Consider the following 19214-nt stretch of genomic DNA (forward strand, 5'->3'; position numbering starts at 1 on the left):
CCGTTTAAAATCCGTCATAGAGTACTATGTCACGTCACGTCGTTTTTTGTTATACTGTAACGAATGAAGGATGAGGTGACGACATGACGTACCAATACGAAAAATTGCCCGAGGAGAAAGTGTTCAAGGATCCCGTGCACCGCTACATACACGTCCGCGACCGCGTAATCTGGGACCTGGTCAACACGCGCGAATTCCAGCGCCTGCGTAGGATCCGCCAACTTGGCACCACGTACCTAGTGTTCCACGGCGCAGAACATAGTCGCTTCCAGCACTCGCTTGGCGTCTATGAAATCGTCCGACGCATTCTTGACGACGGCTTCAGCTTAAGGGAAGAATGGGACGAAGAACAACGACTCGTTGCCCTATGTGCAGCGCTGTTGCATGACCTCGGACACGGTCCGTTTTCTCACGCATTTGAAAAAGTATTCAATCTGGATCATGAACAATTCACTCAGAAAATTTTATTGGAACAGACAGAAGTCCATGAAGTGCTGCGTCGTGTGTCACCAGATTTCCCACAAAAAGTTGCAGACGTCATTGACAAAACGTACCCGGATAAATTGGTTGTTAGCTTGATTTCCAGTCAAATTGATGCAGACCGGATGGATTATCTTCAGCGCGATGCGTATTACACAGGCGTTTCCTATGGCCACTTCGACATGGAACGTATTTTGCGCGTCATGCGTCCGACTGAGGAACAAGTAGTCATTAAACATAGCGGCATGCACGCAGTGGAAGACTATATCATGAGTCGTTACCAAATGTACTGGCAAGTGTACTTTCATCCAGTGTCGCGTAGCGCAGAAGTGATTCTGATTAAAATTTTGCATAGAGCGAAGTTTTTATTCGATAACGGGTATGCATTTAAGCAGGAGCCGATGCATTTCATTTCATTCTTCGCACAAGAGTTCAAGTTGAAAGAGTACATAGCTCTTGATGAGGGCGTGTTATTGACGTATTTCCAACTGTGGATGGAAGAGAACGATACGATTTTAGCTGATTTATGCGACCGTTTCGTGAACAGGCGGTTATTTCAGTATGCGGAATTCGATCCAGCTGTGCAGTACATGAAATTCGGAGAACTTATCACGTTATTCAAAGAAGCTGGGCTCGATCCAGAATATTATTTGGTGACGGATTCTTCATCTGATTTACCTTATGACTTTTACCGTCCGGGTGAAGAGAATGAGCGTGTCCCGATTTATTTACAACTAAAAAATGGTGATTTGCGTGAACTGTCGCGCATGTCCGATGTGGTCGAAGCGATATCAGGAAAACGCAGAACCGACCATAAAATTTATTATCCTGAAGATTTGTTGATAGATGGAAACCCGTTGCATGAGAAGATTTTGGAATTGTTGAGAGGTTAAGAGAGGGGTTGCGGGACTTGCTGCAAGAGCATGCAAAAATCGTTCAGTTTATATCGTTGGCGAATGAAGTAAACGGCCGTAAGAAGATGCAGAAGATGGTGTATATATTGAAAAAGATGAATTTCCCTTTCGCGGAGAAATACGAACTCCATATGTACGGTCCTTATTCGGAAGAACTGACATTGCGAGTGGAAGAATTATGCGAGATGGGTTTTTTGGCAGAACGCTTTGAGGACAAGGGGTCATATAAGCAATATTGCTATCAAGTGACGGATGAAGGCTCTAAATTCATTTCGACAGTAGACGCACCAAAAGAGCAGCTGCCAGGTTGTATTGAGCGATTGAATGAAAAGTCGTCTCGATTTTTGGAACTTGTTTCGACGTTGTTGTTTTTCGATCAACTCGATAAAGAGGATCAAATTGCTAAAGTACGTATTGTGAAAAACAAATTGAACTTCACCGATCAGGAAATGGAACAAGCTTTTGATTTCATTGAAGAGATGCAAGTGAGTTCAGTTAGTTAAATACAGCAATAAAAAAGGATTCTCACGATGAGAATCCTTTTGCTGATTTTACTGTTCACTCATAAGCTTTCCATTTTTAAAAAGATGATTTTTTGGCATTTCTTCAATGAAAACTGTTACGCTATCAGTAGTAGCACCAGTTGTTTCTACAACCGCTTGTGTAACCTTTTCACATAGTGCACGTTTTTGATCATCTGTGCGACCTTCAAGCATTTTTACCGTTACGTATGGCATTTCATTTCCTCCTTAGCAGAAAATTCAGGTATAGTACATATAATAACAGAGACGGAGGGCGATTTACATGGCAAGTGAGCAAAATTCAAAACCAAAGTTAGGTTTTACTATCATAAAAAATGATCCGACAGACGGTCATAAAGGATTCGGTATCGGGTCACTATCATTGGAAAACATCTCACCGGTGATCATCGATGTTGAAGAAGGCACAGCGCAAGTGGAAATGGGCGCTATGCATGCTCGCAGTGATACGGAGCGCGGAATCAAATTTACGACAGATCGCAAAGATTCTGAAGGTGGAAAGCCGTACTGGTTAGTTTGGGTAACCATTGATTACCGTGAAGAAGGACCATATTATGCAGGAATTACGGCTTGTGAGATGGTGGTCAACCGTGAAAAGAGACGTGGCTATAAATTACTGGCAGATCACGTCAACCGCATGGACAAATCAATGAAGCGTAAAATCATGGTGGACGATATGGATGATCGTTCAAAAAAGATCTTGAAGGACTTCCTACAATCGCATAATGCGGAACTATGGGAACGCAGTACACCTGAATTACACGAAGGTTTACGCACAGAGTAAGCTATAAATTAATTGGAGTCAAAAGTTCAAATCTCGTCAAATAAGTCAAAAATGTGACAATTTGCATTACCTACTGTTTGAGGTTGAATGTCTGCATAAAAGGAAGTAAACTAAATATACAGCTTTGCGCTGTAATCTAGGACACCCGTTATGCAGACAATTGTTTGATAAAACACAAACCCAAGCAGTGCGGATTCATTCGATCACTGCATATCGGTCAAAAAAGCCACACTCTCCGCGGATACGGAGAATGTGGCTTTTTTCAATGGATAGGGAAGTGTGGGCGCTACTGCTACTGCTCTATCGGCGGCTTTATCCGCTCTATCACGGCCGCTAACCGCTCTATCAGAGCAGCCGAGCGCTCTATCAAGCCTGCTATTCGCTCTATCAGCCGCGTTGACTGCTCATACAACACCCGCAACCGCTCTTAGCCCATCCCATCCCATCCCATCCAATCCAATCCCACCTAACTCCACTCATCATCACTCGAAAAACGAAAACGGGAACAACTCCATTTTAGAATTTTCCTCTTCTCCAGAATGCTGTTCTCTTAATGAGCGATCCGTACATAACTTTTTCGGGACATCTTTATCCTTTACATAGACCAAGCGTTGCTTCGGACACTCATTGACCGCAATTCCGCCAGTTTCGATATCGACAATGACACTTTGCACGCCAGAAGGGGGGAGGAATGGCTGTGGGGCCGTCCCTTCATGCGCAGCTTCCATGAAATCGATCCAGACTTTTTTGGAGACAGACTTATCTTCTAAATCCTCGAGCTGTTTGCCGCGGTCGAAGCCTGTCCAAATGCCCGCTGTTAATGTGGGCGAGAATCCAATTAAATACTGATCGGATATTGTCGTTCCCGACTTCGCTGCGTAAGGTCGTGTTTGTTTCGGGCGCATCGACAAGCCTGTAGAGGTTAAATAATCATTGAAGACGGGGTCGAACATACCTGTCATTAAATGTGTCAGCACAAACGCGTCTTGTTCTGACATCACTTGCTTAGGTTTCTTTGAAGGATGCTCATAGACCAGCTTTCCGTTCGCATCCGTAATCGATAGAATCAATTGTGGTTCGACTTGTTTACCTTTTGACGCAATGCGATTATACGCTGTCGTCATCTCGAACAACGTCACATCGGAAGTTCCGAGCGCGACCGCTGGGGATTCAGGAAACGCGACATCGACGCCAAGTCGCTGCGCCATTTTCGTGTACGGCTTGTACCCGACTTGCTCAAGCGTTTTAACCGCATAAATATTATCTGAAATCGCAATCGCCTGTGCCAATGAAATCGGTTTCGCTGCAAATTCTCCGTTAATATTGCTCGGCTCATAGGTTGAACGACCGTCATCATACGTAAATAGCGTCTTTTCGGCTGTCATGAAAGTTAACGGATTCATCCCTTTTTCGAGCGCAGCCGCATAGAGAATCGGCTTCATTGCAGATCCTGGCTGACGTTTCGCTTGCGTCACACGGTTGAAGGAGCTATCACCAAAATCTACACCACCGACCATCGACGTGACGAATCCTGTGTCAGCAGTCATGGAAATAAATCCAACTTGTAGATCATTTGCAGGCATCGCTTGTTTAATGGCTTGTTCCGCCGCTTGCTGGTGCTGTTGATTCAACGTCGTTCGGATTTGCCAGCCGCCTTCAGCAGGTACTCGTCCTTTCGACGCGAGGATGTCTTCCGCTTGTTGCCATGCAGCGTCCAAAAAGTATGGAGCCACTTGTTTCATATCTTTCCAACTCTCTGTCTTCAGCACGATTCTCTCTTCGACCGCACGTTCCTTTTGCGCAGTTGAAATATAATCATATTCCTCCATTTGATCGAGTACGAGAAGTTGGCGGTTGCGAGAATTCTCTGGGTTATCTAAAGGTGAATAAACGGAAGGTCCTTTTGCGATGGCTGCAATCGTAGCGGCTTCTTCCAATGTCAGCTCTTTCGCGGCTTTGGAGAAATAAAATCGACTAGCCGCTTCCACGCCATACATTCCATGGCCAAAGTAGACCGTATTTAAATAACCTTCCAATATCGTATCCTTGTCATAGAAAATTTCCAGTCGATAAGCAAACAGCGCTTCATGAATTTTTCGTGTCCAAGACTTTTCGTGCGTCAAATACAGATTCCGTGCATATTGCATGGTTATCGTACTCGCACCTTGTGCCTTACTCATTGTTTTGACGTCTTTCAGAACTGCACCTGCAAGTCGTTTATAATCAAATCCATTATGTGAATAAAATTTCTTGTCTTCCGTTGCTACAAAAGCATCCGAAAGAAAAGGGGACATATCGGACAGCTTCATCCAATAACGTCGATGTTGTGAAAAATGATCCCCGATCTGATGTCCGCTATGATCGAGGAACAATGAAGCCTTTGGTACGCTCAGTGAAGGAGCACCAAGTACTTGAGCATATATTCGAAGGGCGATTAAAACAGTTGCGATTGCAGCTATGGACGTGATCGACAGGGATAATGCAACCCTTTTCCACTTTCTGCGATTTGTTGATTTTATATAATCGGTACGTTTCATTGCTCATCACATCCCGTTCCATTCAGTGTCTTTTGACAGTATGGTACGGTTCTGGACGGATTAAACGGCTTATGAGAAAAGTTTAGATGCGTAACATTGAAACTGGTGTCGGAAGAAGTGTATAATGAGTGGATATATTTACTTAAGGCGGTGAACGAATGGAAGCGCTAAAAATGCAAGTTCAGCTCCGTTCCGTTATTCAACATCCAGATCAGCAAGCAGAAACGCATACGATGCAGGCAACTGGTGAAATCATTGAGAAAAAAGGACAGTCGTATTTATTGTTTGAAGAACGAACAGAAGGTATGCCAGCAGTCCGGACGACCGTGAAATTACATGCTGAAGATGCCTTCATCATGCGCAAGGGCGGCGTACAGATGCGATTGCCTTTCAGACAGGATGACATACGCTTTGGCACATATGGCAATGGTCCTGCAGTTATGGATTTAGCCGTTCGTACGAATCAACTGGAGTGGGTACCTGGACGCTTTACGGTAGCGTACGACTTACATTCAGATGAAAGTTTATTAGGGAAATACCATTTGACAATAACCTACTCGGAGGTAACACAATGAATGCAGTAGAGCAGATCCAACATGAAATTAAAGAAGCATTGCACCAAGCCATTGAAAAAGCACAACTAGTTGAAGGTGAGGACATTCCAGAAATTAAACTGGAATCACCTAGAAGTAAAGAGAATGGTGACTACGCAGCGAATATCGCGATGCAGTTGACGAAACTTTCGAAGAAGCCACCACGTGCGATTGCTGAAAGTATTCTGGAGAACTTGGATACGACGAATACGGCAATTGATTCCATTGAAATCGCCGGACCTGGTTTCCTCAATATCCGCTTGAAAACAGACAGTCTTGGAGATATCGTGAAATCTGTCCTTGACCAAGGAGCGGACTACGGTCGTTCAGATAGCGGACAGCAACAGAAAATCCAAGTTGAATTCGTTTCAGCGAACCCAACAGGCGACTTGCACTTAGGACACGCGCGCGGGGCTTCACTAGGAGATTCATTATGTAATATTCTCGATAAAGCAGGCTATGACGTAGCGCGTGAATACTATATCAATGATGCCGGTAATCAAATCAATAACTTGGCACACTCTATCGACGTTCGTTATTTTGAAGAGCTTGGCTTAGAAAAAGAAATGCCTGAAGACGGCTATCGCGGCGCAGATATCATCAGGATCGCAAAAGGTCTCGTTGAACAATATGGCGACAAGTACGTCCATGTTGCAGAAGAAGAGCGACTTGCATTTTTCCGTGAACACGGCTTGAATATCGAATTGGATAAACTGAAAAAAGACTTAGCGGATTTCCGCGTTCATTTCGACCACTGGTTCTCGGAGACGTCTCTATATAACAACGGCAAGATCGAAGTTGCGCTTACTAAACTTCGTGAAAATGGCCATGTCTATGAAGAAGACGGTGCAACTTGGTTCCGCTCGACTACATTTGGTGACGACAAAGACCGTGTATTGATCAAACAAGACGGTTCATTCACATACTTAACTCCGGACATAGCTTATCACCAAGATAAACTGAGTCGCGGATTTGATAAACTCATCAACATCTGGGGAGCAGACCACCATGGCTATATTCCGCGTATGAAAGCAGCGATTCAAGCGCTTGGCTATGATCGCGATACGCTAGAAGTAGAGGTGGCGCAAATGGTTCAGCTGTATAAAGACGGAGAAAAGTTCAAGATGAGCAAGCGCACAGGAAAAGCGGTCACACTGCGTGAACTCGTAGAAGAAGTCGGCCTAGACGCTGTACGTTATTTCTTCGCGATGCGCTCAGGCGATGCACAAATGGACTTCGACTTGGACTTGGCTGTTTCCAAATCCAACGAAAATCCTGTGTACTACGCACAATATGCGCACGCACGTATTTGTTCGATCTTGCGTCAGGCGAAAGAGCAAGACGTAGTAGCGTCGACAGAGAACGTCACGCTATTGCAAGATGAAAAAGAATTAGAGTTGTTGAAAAAGCTTGGAGATTTCCCAAAACTCATTAGCGACTCGGCTCGCATGCGTGCACCGCACCGTGTGACGACGTATATCCAAGAGCTAGCAGCAAGCTTCCATAGCTTCTATAATGCGAACAAAGTGTTGGATCCTGAGAACAAGGATCTTTCCGAAGCGCGCTTGGCTTTGATTACGGCAACGAAAACGACGATTGCGAATGCGTTGAAATTGGTAGGCGTCGAAGCACCTGAAAGAATGTAATATGTTGAAAGTGGCCAAGCGGGTTTACTGCTTGGCTTTTTTGTTTTGGCTTTGTGAGGGGGAAGAGGAAGAGGAAGGGCAAGGGCAACGTTTCGCTGCGTTCCAGGCGGACGCGTTCGGGAGGGCTCGCGCTGAGCCCCCTAGTCACTGCGTTCCTTTAGGGGTCTCACCTGTCGAGCTGATCCTCCCCGAGTCGCCGCCTTGCACTTCGCTTCACTGGTGTCCTTTTCTTGAGTAGGAGAGTGAAGTTCAGGAGCATATGGTAATTATTTCCTGAGATATGGAGGGAGAGCAACGTTTCGCTGCGTAATTCTTTGATTTAAAAAATTCCAATGACCGTAGACACATCAACAACTTAAAGGCGGTTCAACCTGTCAACATAACAAAAAGTAGGGAGTGAGGCGGAAGCAGGGGGCGACTCCCAGAGGATCAGGTCGACAGATGAGACAACCGAAGGACGCGCAGCGAACTGGTTGGCTCATCGCGGCCCCTCAGGAAAGCGTCCCCCTGCTGGAGCCTCACTCCCAAACACGTTTCAATCTCCGCCTAACCCCTGTACAACCAACACTATTATCGCTATAATAAGTCATAATTACATATCTTTCGAAAAGGTTCTCTAATTAACGAGATGAAAAGCGAAATCGGTTCAAATCCGATGCGGTCCCGCCACTGTACGTGCTATGCACAAGCCAGGTCACCTGCCTTTTTAAGAAAATGAAGTTCCGCAGCAACCTACGAGGATAGGTACAGTGGAAGAAATCACACCCTGATTTCATCCCACCTCATCCTTCGACCTATCGAAGGATTTTTTTATGTCTGCGGATCGCGTAATGAAACACACATATCAAAGGAGGAACACACATGAAGAAGTTTTGGCAACTTTTGCTGACGGCGATGCTTGCGGTACTCGTACTTGCAGCATGCGGCAACGACAGCAAAAAAGAGGAAACACCGGCAGATGAAAATCCAGCTGGCGAAGAAACGAAAACAGATACACAATCAACGGATACAACAAGTTATCCATATACGCTGACAGATGCAGCGGGCGAAGAAATTACATTGGAACAAGCACCTGAAACTGTAATTTCATTAATTCCAAGCAACACAGAAATTTTATTTGGTATCGATGCAGGAGATAAAGTAATCGCTGTAACAGAAAACGATGACTATCCTGAAGAAGTAGCAGAGCTAGATACAGTAGGGGACTTCACGGTCAATGTAGAAAAAGTGATTTCATTGATGCCGGAAGCAGTATTCGCACACGAAATGATGATGGGCTCAAGTGAAGAAGGATTGAACCAAATTCGTGACGCAGGCATCCCAGTGATCGTCGTTCCGAATGCGGGTACATTTGACGAGACGTATGCATCGATTGAAATGATTGGTGAAGTAATGGACAAAAATGCAGAAGCTAATCAAATCGTCGAAGATATGAAAACAAAAATTGCAGATATTGAAAAGAAAGCAGCGGACATTACAGACAAGAAGCGCGTGTTTGTTGAAAACTCCGATGCACCTGAGATCTATACACCAGGAAAAGGGACATTCCCACAGCAATTCTTGGATATGATCCACGCTGAAAACATCGTGACAGAAGAAGGCTGGATTATGATTAGCCCTGAAACGATTGTAGATGAAAATCCGGATGTTATTTTGGCTATGTATAGCTACGTTCCAAACGTTGTAGAAAATATTAAAACGCGTGACGGATTTGATGCGGTGACTGCGATTAAAGAAGATCAAGTCATTCAACTGGATGAAGATATCACTAGCCGTACAGGTCCACGTTTAGCCGATGGATTAGAATTGTTTGCGAAAGCAATCTATCCTGAGGTATTCGGTGAATAAAACCGCTCTCGCCTATGTCGTGTCGATTGCCACATTGCTTGTGGCAATCTGGCTCGGCGTATCGATCGGTACAGTGAAAATACCAATAGAGACGCTATGGAATCAATCGGATGCGACGACAAGTAATATTTTGTGGAAGATCCGGATGCCACGTGTGTTGCTGGCAGGAATCGTCGGTGCATCACTCGCTATTTCGGGAGCCGCTTTCCAAGGGCTACTGAAAAATCCGTTAGCTGATCCTTACACCCTCGGAGTGTCATCCGGTGCCTCTGTCGGCGCCGTGATCACACTCTTTTTTGGTATTTCGCTACCGGTACTTGGCGCATTCACCTTACCCGTATTTAGTATGATCGGTGCCGCAGTGACGATGTTTCTAGTAATCGGCTTTGCGCGTCTGGTCGACCGTTCAATGAAAATGGAAACGATTATATTGACAGGCATCATATTTGGTTCATTCCTTGGCTCGGTGCTGTCGCTGATGATCGCATTAACACAAGAAGAACTCCGCCAAATTGTAGGTTGGTTACTTGGTAGCGTATCGATGCGTGGATGGAAATATATTACGATGGTTCTGCCGTTTTTCATCATCGGGTCGTTCATGTTGTGGCTGAATCGTCGCGAGTTGAATGCTTTACTATTCGGTGAAGAACGCGCGCATCATCTTGGAGTCAATGTAAAACAACGTAAGTTAATGATTTTGCTTGGTGGTTCGGTGTTGACGGGTTCTGCTGTGGCGGTATCGGGAACAATTGGCTTCGTCGGCTTAGTTGTACCGCATATGACACGGATGCTTTGGGGTTCCGATCATCGACACGTTCTTCCGTTATCTTTATTCAACGGCGCCTCGTTACTCATCATTTGTGATCTTGTAGCACGAACGATTATTTCGCCGGCTGAATTACCGGTCGGTGTCATTACGGCATTCATTGGCGCTCCGGTGTTTGCTTATATCTTTTATAAACAGCGTAGAAAAGGAGCGATGTAACCATGTTGCAAGTGGAAAATATATCGGGAGGCTACGGCAAGGAACCGATTGTGCGAAATGTGTCGTTCCACGTGGAAAAAGGAGAAGTTCTTGGGATTTTAGGTCCGAATGGTAGTGGTAAATCGACGTTATTGAAGATTATTTCAGGGATTTTGCCGAAACAAAGCGGCAAGGTAATGATTGCTGGAAAGCCTTCAGGTGCTTATACACAAAAGCAATTTGCCCAACAAGTGGCGGTCCTTCCACAACTCCATGCCCATGCGTTTTCGCATACAGTGAAAGACACCGTGGCACTTGGTCGTTATCCGTATCAGTCAGGAATTTTCTCGAGTTGGTCGGAGTTGGACGAGCAAGCTGTACAGGAAGCGATGCACCATACAGGCGTCACACGATATGAAAATACTCCAATTGAATTATTGTCGGGCGGCGAGCAACAACGCGTATTCGTTGCACAAGCACTCGCTCAGCAAGCGCCTATTTTATTATTGGATGAACCAACGAACCATCTCGATATCGCGCATCAGCAACAATTGCTTGATACGATCCGCAATCAAGCAAGGCAGAAGGGCATCACGGTCATCTCGGTCTTTCACGACATTAACTTGGCTGCACTCTACTGTGATCGCTTATTGCTATTGAAGAACGGGGAAGTCGCATCGATCGGTGTGCCGCAAGACGTCGTACTCGAACAGGAAATTCATGAAGTGTACAATGCACGCGTTAAAACACAGCCACACCCCGAAATGCCGAAGCCTCAAATGACGCTATTGCCGAATTTGCAAGAAAAGGTGGATCGGTTTTATGTAAAGAAAGCAGACGTTTCGATTCAGCGAGATCACGTATTATTGCAATCAAGCCAGCCTCTGAAGACGATTTCTTCCGCAGTCCATAATGCCGGCCTTGGCTGGTACCGGACGTTCGTTAATCGAGGTGTACGTGCGGATTATATGATCGATGATGTACAGCGTGAGAACACCGAATACTTGCGCGCGCTAGGTTATCATTTAACAGACACTGTAGCCATGATGACAGCAGTTAGTCCTGAGCATGTTGAAGTCGAAGAATACGAAGGGGAATTCGGTACGATTGTTGTAGCAGTAACAGCGGGTATCGGAAACGCTGTCGACGTCTCGAAGTCTTGGTTACGAGAAGACATTTCCTACATCGGTACGATTAATACGTGGGTATTCATTAATGGCGAATTAAGTGAGGAAGCGTTCGTTCAGGCATTGATCACAGCGACCGAAGCGAAAGTGAAGGCACTGCAAGACGAGAAGGTAAAGGATCCCGAGTCTGGAACGCTAGCAACTGGTACATCGACCGACAGCCTGTTGATTGCGTCTACACAGCAAGGAACGTATTTGCCTTACGCCGGACCGATTACGCAACTCGGAAAACTGATTGGTAAAGGCGTTTACGAGTGTACAGTGCGGGCTATTCACTCCTATCGCTTAGCAGTAGGTGATGACAGATGATTCCTGCTCATTTCATTGCGATCGCAATCGGCATGGTGCTCGACCGTCTTATCGGAGATCCATCCAACTGGCCGCATCCCGTGAAGTTGCTCGGTACGACAATTGGAAACTTGACGAAGCTGTTGAATAAAGGTCGCATGCGTACAATAAAAGGTGCCATACTCTGGCTGTTTATTTGCATGACAACGTTTCTACTCGTGATCTGGCTCGTCAGTATCGCCTATCGTCTTCATTTGCTAGTAGGTATCGTAATCGAAGCATTGCTTATTGCGGCTGGACTTGCACAAAAAAGTTTGCGTGATGCAGCGCTTGAAGTTTACAAACCATTACAAACTAAAGATTTGAAAGAAGCACGTGAGAAACTAAGTTGGATTGTAGGTAGGGATACGAAGAAGCTCGATGAGAGTGAAATATCACGCGCCACAATCGAAACCGTTTCAGAAAATACGTCTGATGGTGTCACTGCTCCGTTATTTTGGGCATTCTTGCTCGGTGCACCTGGCTTGTGGCTATATAAAGCGGTCAATACACTCGATTCGATGATTGGCTACAAAGATGAGCGTTATCGTGAATTTGGAAAAGTTTCAGCGCGTATGGATGATCTCTTTAACTGGATTCCTTCAAGAATTACAGGATTGCTCATTCTATTGTTCACTCCGAATGAAGGCCGACATTCATTGAAACAGCGGATTAGCGGCTGGTTAGGTGATGCTAAAAAGCATATGAGCCCAAATAGTGGTTATTTGGAAGCGGCTACTGCTTGGCAACTCAATATTCAGTTAGGTGGAAGCAGTACATATCGCGGTGTAGTATCAAAACGGGCGACACTCGGTCCGGCAGTCATTGCGAATAAAGAACATATCCGCTCCGCTACCTATCAAATGCAACTTGTGTCTTGGACATTCTGGTCGCTAGGCACAGTATTAGGAGGGATTTTCTATGCGATTGCCTGAACATGGCGCAAACAGCAAACGATTATATGCATCAATGAATATTCCTATGCCTGAAGAAGTGCTCGATTTTAGTGAAAACTGTAATCCGGTAGGGCCACCGCCATCCGTAGTGGAGGCTTGGCCAGAATTACTCACTACGCTCAACAGCTACCCGGATCCCGACGGACAGCCATTCCTTTTTGCAGTTTCAACTTTTCATCAAGTTGAAGAACGACAAGTACTCGTTGGCAACGGTGCGGCGGAACTTCTATCATTATTGGCTGGGCATTACCGGGGGAAAAGGGTGCTGCTGATTGACCCCACCTTCTCTGAGTATCGTGCTACGCTTTCAGCGAACGGAGCGGAAGTAGTATCGCTTCAAGCTAATGAGACAGACGGTTTTCAATTGCCTATGCAACGTATTCTTGAATCGTTACCAAAAGTGAATGCCATCTATATTTGCACACCGAATAATCCGACGGGGTTATTGCCTTCAAAAAGTGAGCTACTGATGATTGTGGAAGCCGCTAAAAAGAGCGGAACAGACGTTGTTCTGGATGAAGCATTCATTGATTTCATTGATGAAGCAAAGTCCTTCATTTCACAAGTTGCGAACTATCCGAACTTGTTGATAGTCCGTTCAATGACGAAAATGTACGCGATACCCGGTATCCGTTTAGGCTATTTGATTGCCCATCCTGAGCGTATCGAATCGCTGAAACAGCGGGCGGCTCATTGGCACGTCAACGGGCTTGCTGCTGAAATCGGTGTATTGTGTTTGCATGAAGACGCTTATCGTGAGCAAGCGATTCAACACGCACAAAAAGAACGTTTGAAGATGAAGCAGTTTTTGCGTTCACACGATTGTGAAGTGCTTGATTCCTCGGCAAATTATCTCGTCATGAAACCGCAACAAGACGGGAAAAAACTTTATCACGATTTATTAAAACAAGGCATCGTCCTTCGCCATTCGGAAAATTTTCGCGGGATGGATGGACGCTGGTTACGTATCGGCATGAAGTCCGAAAAGATGATGGACACACTGCGGGAGGCGATGGATCAATGGTTCAAGGAACAGTAACATTCATCAGTGGTGGAGCACGTAGTGGAAAAAGTGCATATGCAGAACGTCTTCTTACGGATCAATCATCAGGCCGTCTTGTCTATATTGCATCGGGTGTGGCATCTGATGATGAAATGAAGCAACGAATCGATAAGCATATAGAAGATCGTCGAAATGCGGACTGGCTGACGATTGAGCAACCGAAGAATCTCCATGAAGCGTTGCCTTTTTTGCAACCGGGCGATCTTGTACTCTGGGATTGTCTGACGACTTGGCTCGCCAATGAATTGTACGAAGGGTACGAAGAAGGCACACCTTGCGTTCGTCGCCCAGGGTGCTTGGAGCAAAAACAGAAACAATTACTTCATACGATTCAGCAAATGAGCGAAGTCGTTGCCCATCTAGTCATCGTATCTAACGAAGTCCTCGATGAGTGGCTACAATACGGAGAAGAGACGGAAATCTACCGCCAAACGATTGGCACGTTGCATCAGCGAATCGTTGAGCTAGCAGACCAAGCGATTGAGATGGACCACGGGATTCCAATTGTTTGGAAAGGTGAGAAGCTATGAACGGATTAATGATCGTTGGCACAGCCTCAGACGTCGGCAAGACGATGATTTGCACTGCATTATGCCGTTTGCTTTCGAATGAAGGCATCCAAGTAGCACCTTTTAAATCTCAAAACATGTCAGGCTTCTCCGAAACACTAGCAGACGGACGTGAAATCAGCCGATCTCAATTTCAGCAAGCAGAAGCGGCTCGCACGGAACCGATTGTTGAAATGAATCCGATATTGATGAAGCCCGGAGAAGACATGAAGGCAGATGTTCTATTTATGGGCGTACCGCTCGAGATGATCGACGGACAATACTTTCGAAAAGAGTGGTTCGATAAAGGACTCGAAACCATTCAGCAAGCGTTAGATTATTTATCCGATCACTACGACACGCTGATTATTGAAGGGGCAGGAAGTACCGCAGAAGTAAATTTGATGGATCGTGAGCTGACGAATATGCGCGTAGCAGAGCTCGCGGATGTACCAGTCCTACTCGTAGCGGACATTTCTAAAGGCGGTGCTTTTGCCTCGATTGTTGGCACATTGCAATTACTGTCGGAAGAAAGACGTCAACGCATCAAAGGTATTATTATCAATAAGTTTTACGGTGACGCCTCTTATTTCGAAGATGGGATACAGTTCATTGAAGACTATACAGGTATTCCCGTTGTGGGGGTCATACCCATCCTAGAAAACCATGGCATACCAGAAGAGGATATGGACCGGGAGACGCTTCCGGCAATGGAAGGTATAGACGTTTACGAACAATGGGCTACTCACGTAAAAAAACATATCAATTGGCCGTTAATTCAGACTATGTTGGAGTAAAGGAGCGAGAAGATGAATAGCATTTTACTAGCGCTCCAATTTTTCACGTCGTTGCCTGTCCATAAAGAGCTACCGCTCGGAAAAAAGGAAGTATCGGGCATGTATATCGCTTTGCCGTTTGTCGGTGGTGGTATTGGAGTGTTACTCGCGGGAGTTGCATACATAACGAGTGATTTCAATAGTTTTCTTGCGGCTGTACTGATATTGCTAGCGGGACTGATCGCGACAGGCGGCTTACATGTAGATGGCTTTGCCGACCTTGGCGATGCGTTCTTTTCCTACCAGGATCGGGAAAAGCGTCTGACGATTATGGATGACCCACGGCTCGGTGCGTTCGGCACGTTATCGCTACTCGTTTTACTTTGTTTGAAAATCGGTCTGTTCATTGAAATTCTGCAGCTCGCAAACGGTTGGGTAGTACTCGTGGCGGTGCCGATCCTTTCTCGCGCAGCTTTAGTCGCGTATTACACGCTGACAAAAACCGCGAAAACAAGTGGCATAGCATTCTTTTTCAAAAATCATTTCCTACGTAGACGCATGTTGCTCGCCTCAAGCACAATCAGCATCGTGACAGTGGTTTTAGTAAGTATCCAATACCGTTCATTTTTAGTAATTCCTGTCCTGCTATTCGTGATATGCTTGTCCATTTGGCTGTACAATCGCTGGACTATCAAACATTTTGGTGGTGTTACAGGGGATCTATGCGGTGCATTCATTGAAGGAATGGAGGTTTTATTATGGCTCGTCCTTATCGTTTATTTTTCATACGGCATTTAAAATCGACTTCAAACGGAAATGGGCAATACTGCGGCTGGACGGATTGTGATTTGATTTCAAATGAAGGAGATCCAATCGAATTTCCAGTCGCTGTGCCACATGTTTTTTGCAGTGATTTAAAGAGAACGATTCAAACGGCCGCCATCTATTTCCCACAAGCGACTTTTGAAGCGGATCCACGTGTAAGAGAATGTAATTTTGGAGACTTTGAAGGAAAGACCTATGCGCAATTAAAAAACGACCCCGACTATCGTAATTGGCTGAATGATCCGTGGCATGTACCGCCACGCAACGGCGAAAGCTTGGGGCATGTGAAGTCACGCGTGCTGGATGCGTTAGTCGAATTACCAAGTGACTCGGTTGTCGTGACACATGGCGGCGTGATCCGGGTAGTGCTTGATACGTTCACACAAGACGACCGATCATTTTGGGACTGGGATGTATCAAACGGCTCAATCTGGCAACTCGAGTGGGCTAGTAAGGAAGAGTTCAAGGAGGGGAAGCCATGCACGTCTTTATCGGAGGTGCCTATAACGGCAAAACAGACTATGTAAGACGTTGGATTGGTGACAAGGCGGCATGTTTCTGTACAATGGATACAACCGCGACGGCCCAACCTGGTGAATCACTTGTTATTAGTGGCTTGCATGAGTGGTTGATGCATACCAATAAAACGGAGACAGAAGCACGCGATGCTGTAAACCAAATCAGTGGCTCCGACACAGTCTTTATTCTAACCGACATGGGTCGTGGCATCGTTCCTCTTGATGCCAAACAGCGAGACCTTCGCGATCGGTGCGGCCGGTTATATCAACACTTATTTGCGGAAGCAACAAGCGTCACAAGAATTTGGTATGGTATTCCACACACAATCAAAGGAGTGAAGTGAAATGAAAATTTACACAAGAACGGGCGATAAGGGAACAACGGCTTTAATTGGAGGACGCGTAGCAAAAGACGACTTGCGCGTCGAGGCATACGGCACGATCGATGAACTGAATTCATTCGTCGGCAAGGCGATGACGGAACTTGACCCAGAGAAATTCGCGGACATCCTAACTGACCTTGAAACTATCCAAAATGAATTATTCGACGGTGGCGGTGACTTGGCGAACGTCATGAAAGAACGCCATTACAAGCTCGACGAAGAACCAATCACGGTTCTCGAGCAACGAATCGACAAGTTGATGGAAGAAGTACCTGAACTCGAACGCTTCATACTTCCCGGAGGATCTCCAGCTGCTGCAACATTGCACATCGCGCGTACCGTAACCCGCCGAGCAGAACGCGTGACGGTTACACTAATGAACGCAGCAGACGACGTTTCACCAGTCGTCGTGCGCTACTTAAACCGTCTTTCGGATTACCTATTCGTAGCGGCGCGCATTGTGAACGCACGTCTAGGAATTGCAGACAACGAATATGTCCGCAGTGCCAAAGTATTCCGCACAAGTGAGAAAAAAGATAAGTGATTGCAGGAGAACGGGGATGACAGGCTGATGCTGTCATCCCTGTTTTTGTGTGCCGCTCTATGCCGACGTCTGAGTGCTCTATCCTGCCGCGTAACCGCTCTATGCAGACGTTTGAGTGCTCTATCTGGCCGTGTGACCGCTCTATGCAGACGTTTGAGTGCTCTATTCGGCCGTGTGACCGCTCTATGCAGACGTTTGAGTGCTCTATTCGGCCGCGTGACCGCTCTATGCCGACGTCTGAGTGCTCTATCACGCCGCGTAACAGCTCTATGCCGACGTTTGAGTGCTCTATCCTGCCGCGTGACCGCTCTATGCGGACGTTCGAGTGCTCTATTCGGCCGCGTGACCGCTCTATGCCGACGTCTGAGTGCTCTATCCTGCCGCGTGACCGCTCTAAGCCCACGTCTGAGTGCTCTATCGCGCCGCGTATCCGCTCTATGCAGATGTCCAAGCGCTCTATCGTGCCACGTACTCGCTCTATCAACTCCCACACATCACACCCGAATCACGTCATACAACCTCGTAAACTCTTTTTTACTCAAAATCTTCGGCACGGGATACAACGGATTGGCTTCAGACGCCGCTCGTTCGACCATCAACGGAATATCTTCCTTCACTATCCCGTCCACCCGCTCTGGGATCCCCATCAAACGGTTCAACATGCGAATTTCCTCAATAAACTTCTCCGCTTTCATTCGCTTCGTATCCGAACGACTCGTAATTCCAATCAAATCAGCCAACTCTGAGAGGGGCTCATAGACAGTTTTCCCATAATACTCGAGCACATGCGGCAAGATAATCGCATTCGCTAAGCCGTGCGGCACATTATAAAATCCACCGAGTGTATGCGCAATTGCATGCACATTGCCTACATATGCCCGTGTGAATGCCTTTCCGGCCAAATAAGAAGCCCACTGCATATTTGTTCGTGCAGTCAGATTTTCACCATTACGATATGCTTCATATAAATTTGCAAACACCAACTGCACCACTTCGCGACTATCTTTCCATGTTTCCTTCGTATTACTGTTACCAATATACGCCTCAACCGCATGCGTCAACGCATCAATACCGGTAGCTGCTGTAATCGAAGGTGGCAACTTGATAGTAAGTAGGGGATCGAGCACTGCGTAATGCGGGATCAATGAAGTGTCGCTGATCGCGTACTTCTCATGCGTCTCGCTATTCGTCACCACCGCGGCCAACGTAGCTTCGCTTCCAGTACCTGCAGTTGTCGGTATCGTAAACAACGTCGGAATTGTCTTGCGCACATGGAATAAACCCTTCAGCTCGGGAATATGTTTATTGGGTCTGGCAATGCGTGCACCGACCGCTTTCGCGCAATCAATTGGTGACCCGCCACCAAACGCAATCAACGCCTCGCATTCGTTCGCTAGATACAACCCACGCGCTTCTTCAATATTATCAATTGTCGGGTTCGCAACCGTCTTGTCATAGACTAAGTACTTGATGCCGAGTGAATCGAGCCCGACGAGCATGACATCTAGTAAACCAAGTTTCGCAATATCGCCATCTGTAATAATCAGCACACTGCCAATTCCGAGGCTCTTTACCTTGCCAGCAAGCCCCTCCAAGCTCCCAGGACCAATGAGTAGCTCAGGTTCACGCCATGGCAATAAGTACATACCCGCCTTGAGCCCGTTTTGAAATAAACGCGCGTATAATCGATACATAACCAAAACCCCTCTCCAATGCGCACAGCACATTATGAAAACGTTATCATTAATCGGAAAAATTTGCTATATTGATATATAGTGAAAA

19 protein-coding genes and 1 riboswitch are annotated in these 19214 nt (G+C 46.1%); of the genes, 16 read left to right on the forward strand and 3 right to left on the reverse strand.

All coding sequences use genetic code 11. The annotated features are described in order from the left end of the window. Positions 1 to 83 precede the first annotated feature (83 nt). Positions 84 to 1373, forward strand: coding sequence for an HD domain-containing protein (locus Q7P97_RS03660; protein ID WP_303966732.1), 1290 nt, complete (start codon positions 84 to 86; stop codon positions 1371 to 1373). 17 nt (positions 1374 to 1390) lie between these two features. Further along, the gene (locus Q7P97_RS03665) at positions 1391 to 1897 is read left to right on the forward strand and encodes a YwgA family protein (RefSeq protein WP_303966735.1); all 507 of its coding nucleotides are present in this window, start codon (positions 1391 to 1393) and stop codon (positions 1895 to 1897) included. Between the two features lie 48 nt (positions 1898 to 1945). On the opposite strand, the gene thmT is transcribed toward Q7P97_RS03665, so the two are convergent. Next, complete coding sequence (gene thmT, locus Q7P97_RS03670) at positions 1946 to 2131, reverse strand: 2-hydroxymuconate tautomerase (protein WP_085428108.1); 186 nt, start codon at positions 2129 to 2131, stop codon at positions 1946 to 1948. A 67-nt stretch (positions 2132 to 2198) separates the two neighbouring features. On the opposite strand from thmT, the gene Q7P97_RS03675 reads away from it, so the two are divergent. Beyond that, positions 2199 to 2717: a YwhD family protein gene (locus tag Q7P97_RS03675; RefSeq protein WP_099693621.1), complete on the forward strand. Its 519-nt coding sequence runs from the start codon at positions 2199 to 2201 to the stop codon at positions 2715 to 2717. Between the two features lie 482 nt (positions 2718 to 3199). Here the strand turns inward: Q7P97_RS03675 and Q7P97_RS03680 are convergent, their stop codons facing one another. Beyond that, positions 3200 to 5254 (reverse strand): transglycosylase domain-containing protein, encoded by a 2055-nt coding sequence (locus tag Q7P97_RS03680; RefSeq protein ID WP_303966742.1) that lies wholly within the window; start codon positions 5252 to 5254, stop codon positions 3200 to 3202. A 158-nt stretch (positions 5255 to 5412) separates the two neighbouring features. Between Q7P97_RS03680 and Q7P97_RS03685 the strand changes: the two genes are divergently transcribed. The 13 genes from Q7P97_RS03685 to Q7P97_RS03745 all read left to right on the forward strand — a co-directional run bounded on the left by Q7P97_RS03685 (position 5413) and on the right by Q7P97_RS03745 (position 17432). Continuing rightward, entirely contained in the window at positions 5413 to 5829 is a 417-nt protein-coding gene (locus Q7P97_RS03685; protein WP_303966745.1) for a YwiB family protein, read from the forward strand. Then, positions 5826 to 7493 carry an arginine--tRNA ligase gene (gene argS / locus Q7P97_RS03690; RefSeq protein ID WP_303966748.1) on the forward strand — a complete coding sequence of 556 codons (1668 nt, stop codon included), beginning with the start codon at positions 5826 to 5828 and terminating at the stop codon, positions 7491 to 7493. The genes Q7P97_RS03685 and argS overlap by 4 nt, the downstream gene beginning before the upstream one ends. Positions 7494 to 8085: 592 nt before the next feature. Beyond that, a riboswitch (cobalamin riboswitch) is annotated at positions 8086 to 8213 on the forward strand. Positions 8214 to 8354: 141 nt separating this feature from the next. Further along, positions 8355 to 9341: an ABC transporter substrate-binding protein gene (locus Q7P97_RS03695; RefSeq protein ID WP_303966751.1), complete on the forward strand. Its 987-nt coding sequence runs from the start codon at positions 8355 to 8357 to the stop codon at positions 9339 to 9341. Then, the gene (locus Q7P97_RS03700; RefSeq protein ID WP_303966755.1) at positions 9334 to 10326 is read left to right on the forward strand and encodes a FecCD family ABC transporter permease; all 993 of its coding nucleotides are present in this window, start codon (positions 9334 to 9336) and stop codon (positions 10324 to 10326) included. Before Q7P97_RS03695 ends, Q7P97_RS03700 begins: the two co-directional genes overlap by 8 nt. 2 nt (positions 10327 to 10328) lie before the next feature. Further along, positions 10329 to 11801 carry an adenosylcobinamide amidohydrolase gene (locus tag Q7P97_RS03705; protein ID WP_303966757.1) on the forward strand — a complete coding sequence of 491 codons (1473 nt, stop codon included), beginning with the start codon at positions 10329 to 10331 and terminating at the stop codon, positions 11799 to 11801. Beyond that, positions 11801 to 12754, forward strand: coding sequence for an adenosylcobinamide-phosphate synthase CbiB (gene cbiB / locus Q7P97_RS03710; protein ID WP_303966782.1), 954 nt, complete (start codon positions 11801 to 11803; stop codon positions 12752 to 12754). The genes Q7P97_RS03705 and cbiB overlap by 1 nt, the downstream gene beginning before the upstream one ends. Continuing rightward, positions 12741 to 13814 (forward strand): threonine-phosphate decarboxylase CobD, encoded by a 1074-nt coding sequence (gene cobD, locus Q7P97_RS03715; protein WP_303966760.1) that lies wholly within the window; start codon positions 12741 to 12743, stop codon positions 13812 to 13814. Before cbiB ends, cobD begins: the two co-directional genes overlap by 14 nt. Then, positions 13796 to 14368: a bifunctional adenosylcobinamide kinase/adenosylcobinamide-phosphate guanylyltransferase gene (locus Q7P97_RS03720; protein WP_303966763.1), complete on the forward strand. Its 573-nt coding sequence runs from the start codon at positions 13796 to 13798 to the stop codon at positions 14366 to 14368. Before cobD ends, Q7P97_RS03720 begins: the two co-directional genes overlap by 19 nt. Continuing rightward, positions 14365 to 15183: a cobyric acid synthase gene (locus tag Q7P97_RS03725; protein WP_303966766.1), complete on the forward strand. Its 819-nt coding sequence runs from the start codon at positions 14365 to 14367 to the stop codon at positions 15181 to 15183. Before Q7P97_RS03720 ends, Q7P97_RS03725 begins: the two co-directional genes overlap by 4 nt. 12 nt (positions 15184 to 15195) lie before the next feature. After that, complete coding sequence (gene cobS, locus Q7P97_RS03730; RefSeq protein ID WP_303966769.1) at positions 15196 to 15960, forward strand: adenosylcobinamide-GDP ribazoletransferase; 765 nt, start codon at positions 15196 to 15198, stop codon at positions 15958 to 15960. Further along, positions 15921 to 16514 carry a histidine phosphatase family protein gene (locus Q7P97_RS03735; RefSeq protein WP_303966772.1) on the forward strand — a complete coding sequence of 198 codons (594 nt, stop codon included), beginning with the start codon at positions 15921 to 15923 and terminating at the stop codon, positions 16512 to 16514. The genes cobS and Q7P97_RS03735 overlap by 40 nt, the downstream gene beginning before the upstream one ends. Next, entirely contained in the window at positions 16466 to 16849 is a 384-nt protein-coding gene (locus tag Q7P97_RS03740) for a bifunctional adenosylcobinamide kinase/adenosylcobinamide-phosphate guanylyltransferase (protein WP_303966775.1), read from the forward strand. The genes Q7P97_RS03735 and Q7P97_RS03740 overlap by 49 nt, the downstream gene beginning before the upstream one ends. Position 16850: 1 nt before the next feature. Continuing rightward, entirely contained in the window at positions 16851 to 17432 is a 582-nt protein-coding gene (locus tag Q7P97_RS03745; protein ID WP_303966777.1) for a cob(I)yrinic acid a,c-diamide adenosyltransferase, read from the forward strand. 494 nt (positions 17433 to 17926) lie between these two features. On the opposite strand, the gene Q7P97_RS03750 is transcribed toward Q7P97_RS03745, so the two are convergent. Further along, positions 17927 to 19126 (reverse strand): iron-containing alcohol dehydrogenase, encoded by a 1200-nt coding sequence (locus tag Q7P97_RS03750; protein WP_303966780.1) that lies wholly within the window; start codon positions 19124 to 19126, stop codon positions 17927 to 17929. Positions 19127 to 19214 lie beyond the last annotated feature (88 nt).

The organism is Sporosarcina ureae (assembly GCF_029267015.1).
GTDB classification, from domain to species: domain Bacteria; phylum Bacillota; class Bacilli; order Bacillales_A; family Planococcaceae; genus Sporosarcina; species Sporosarcina ureae_D.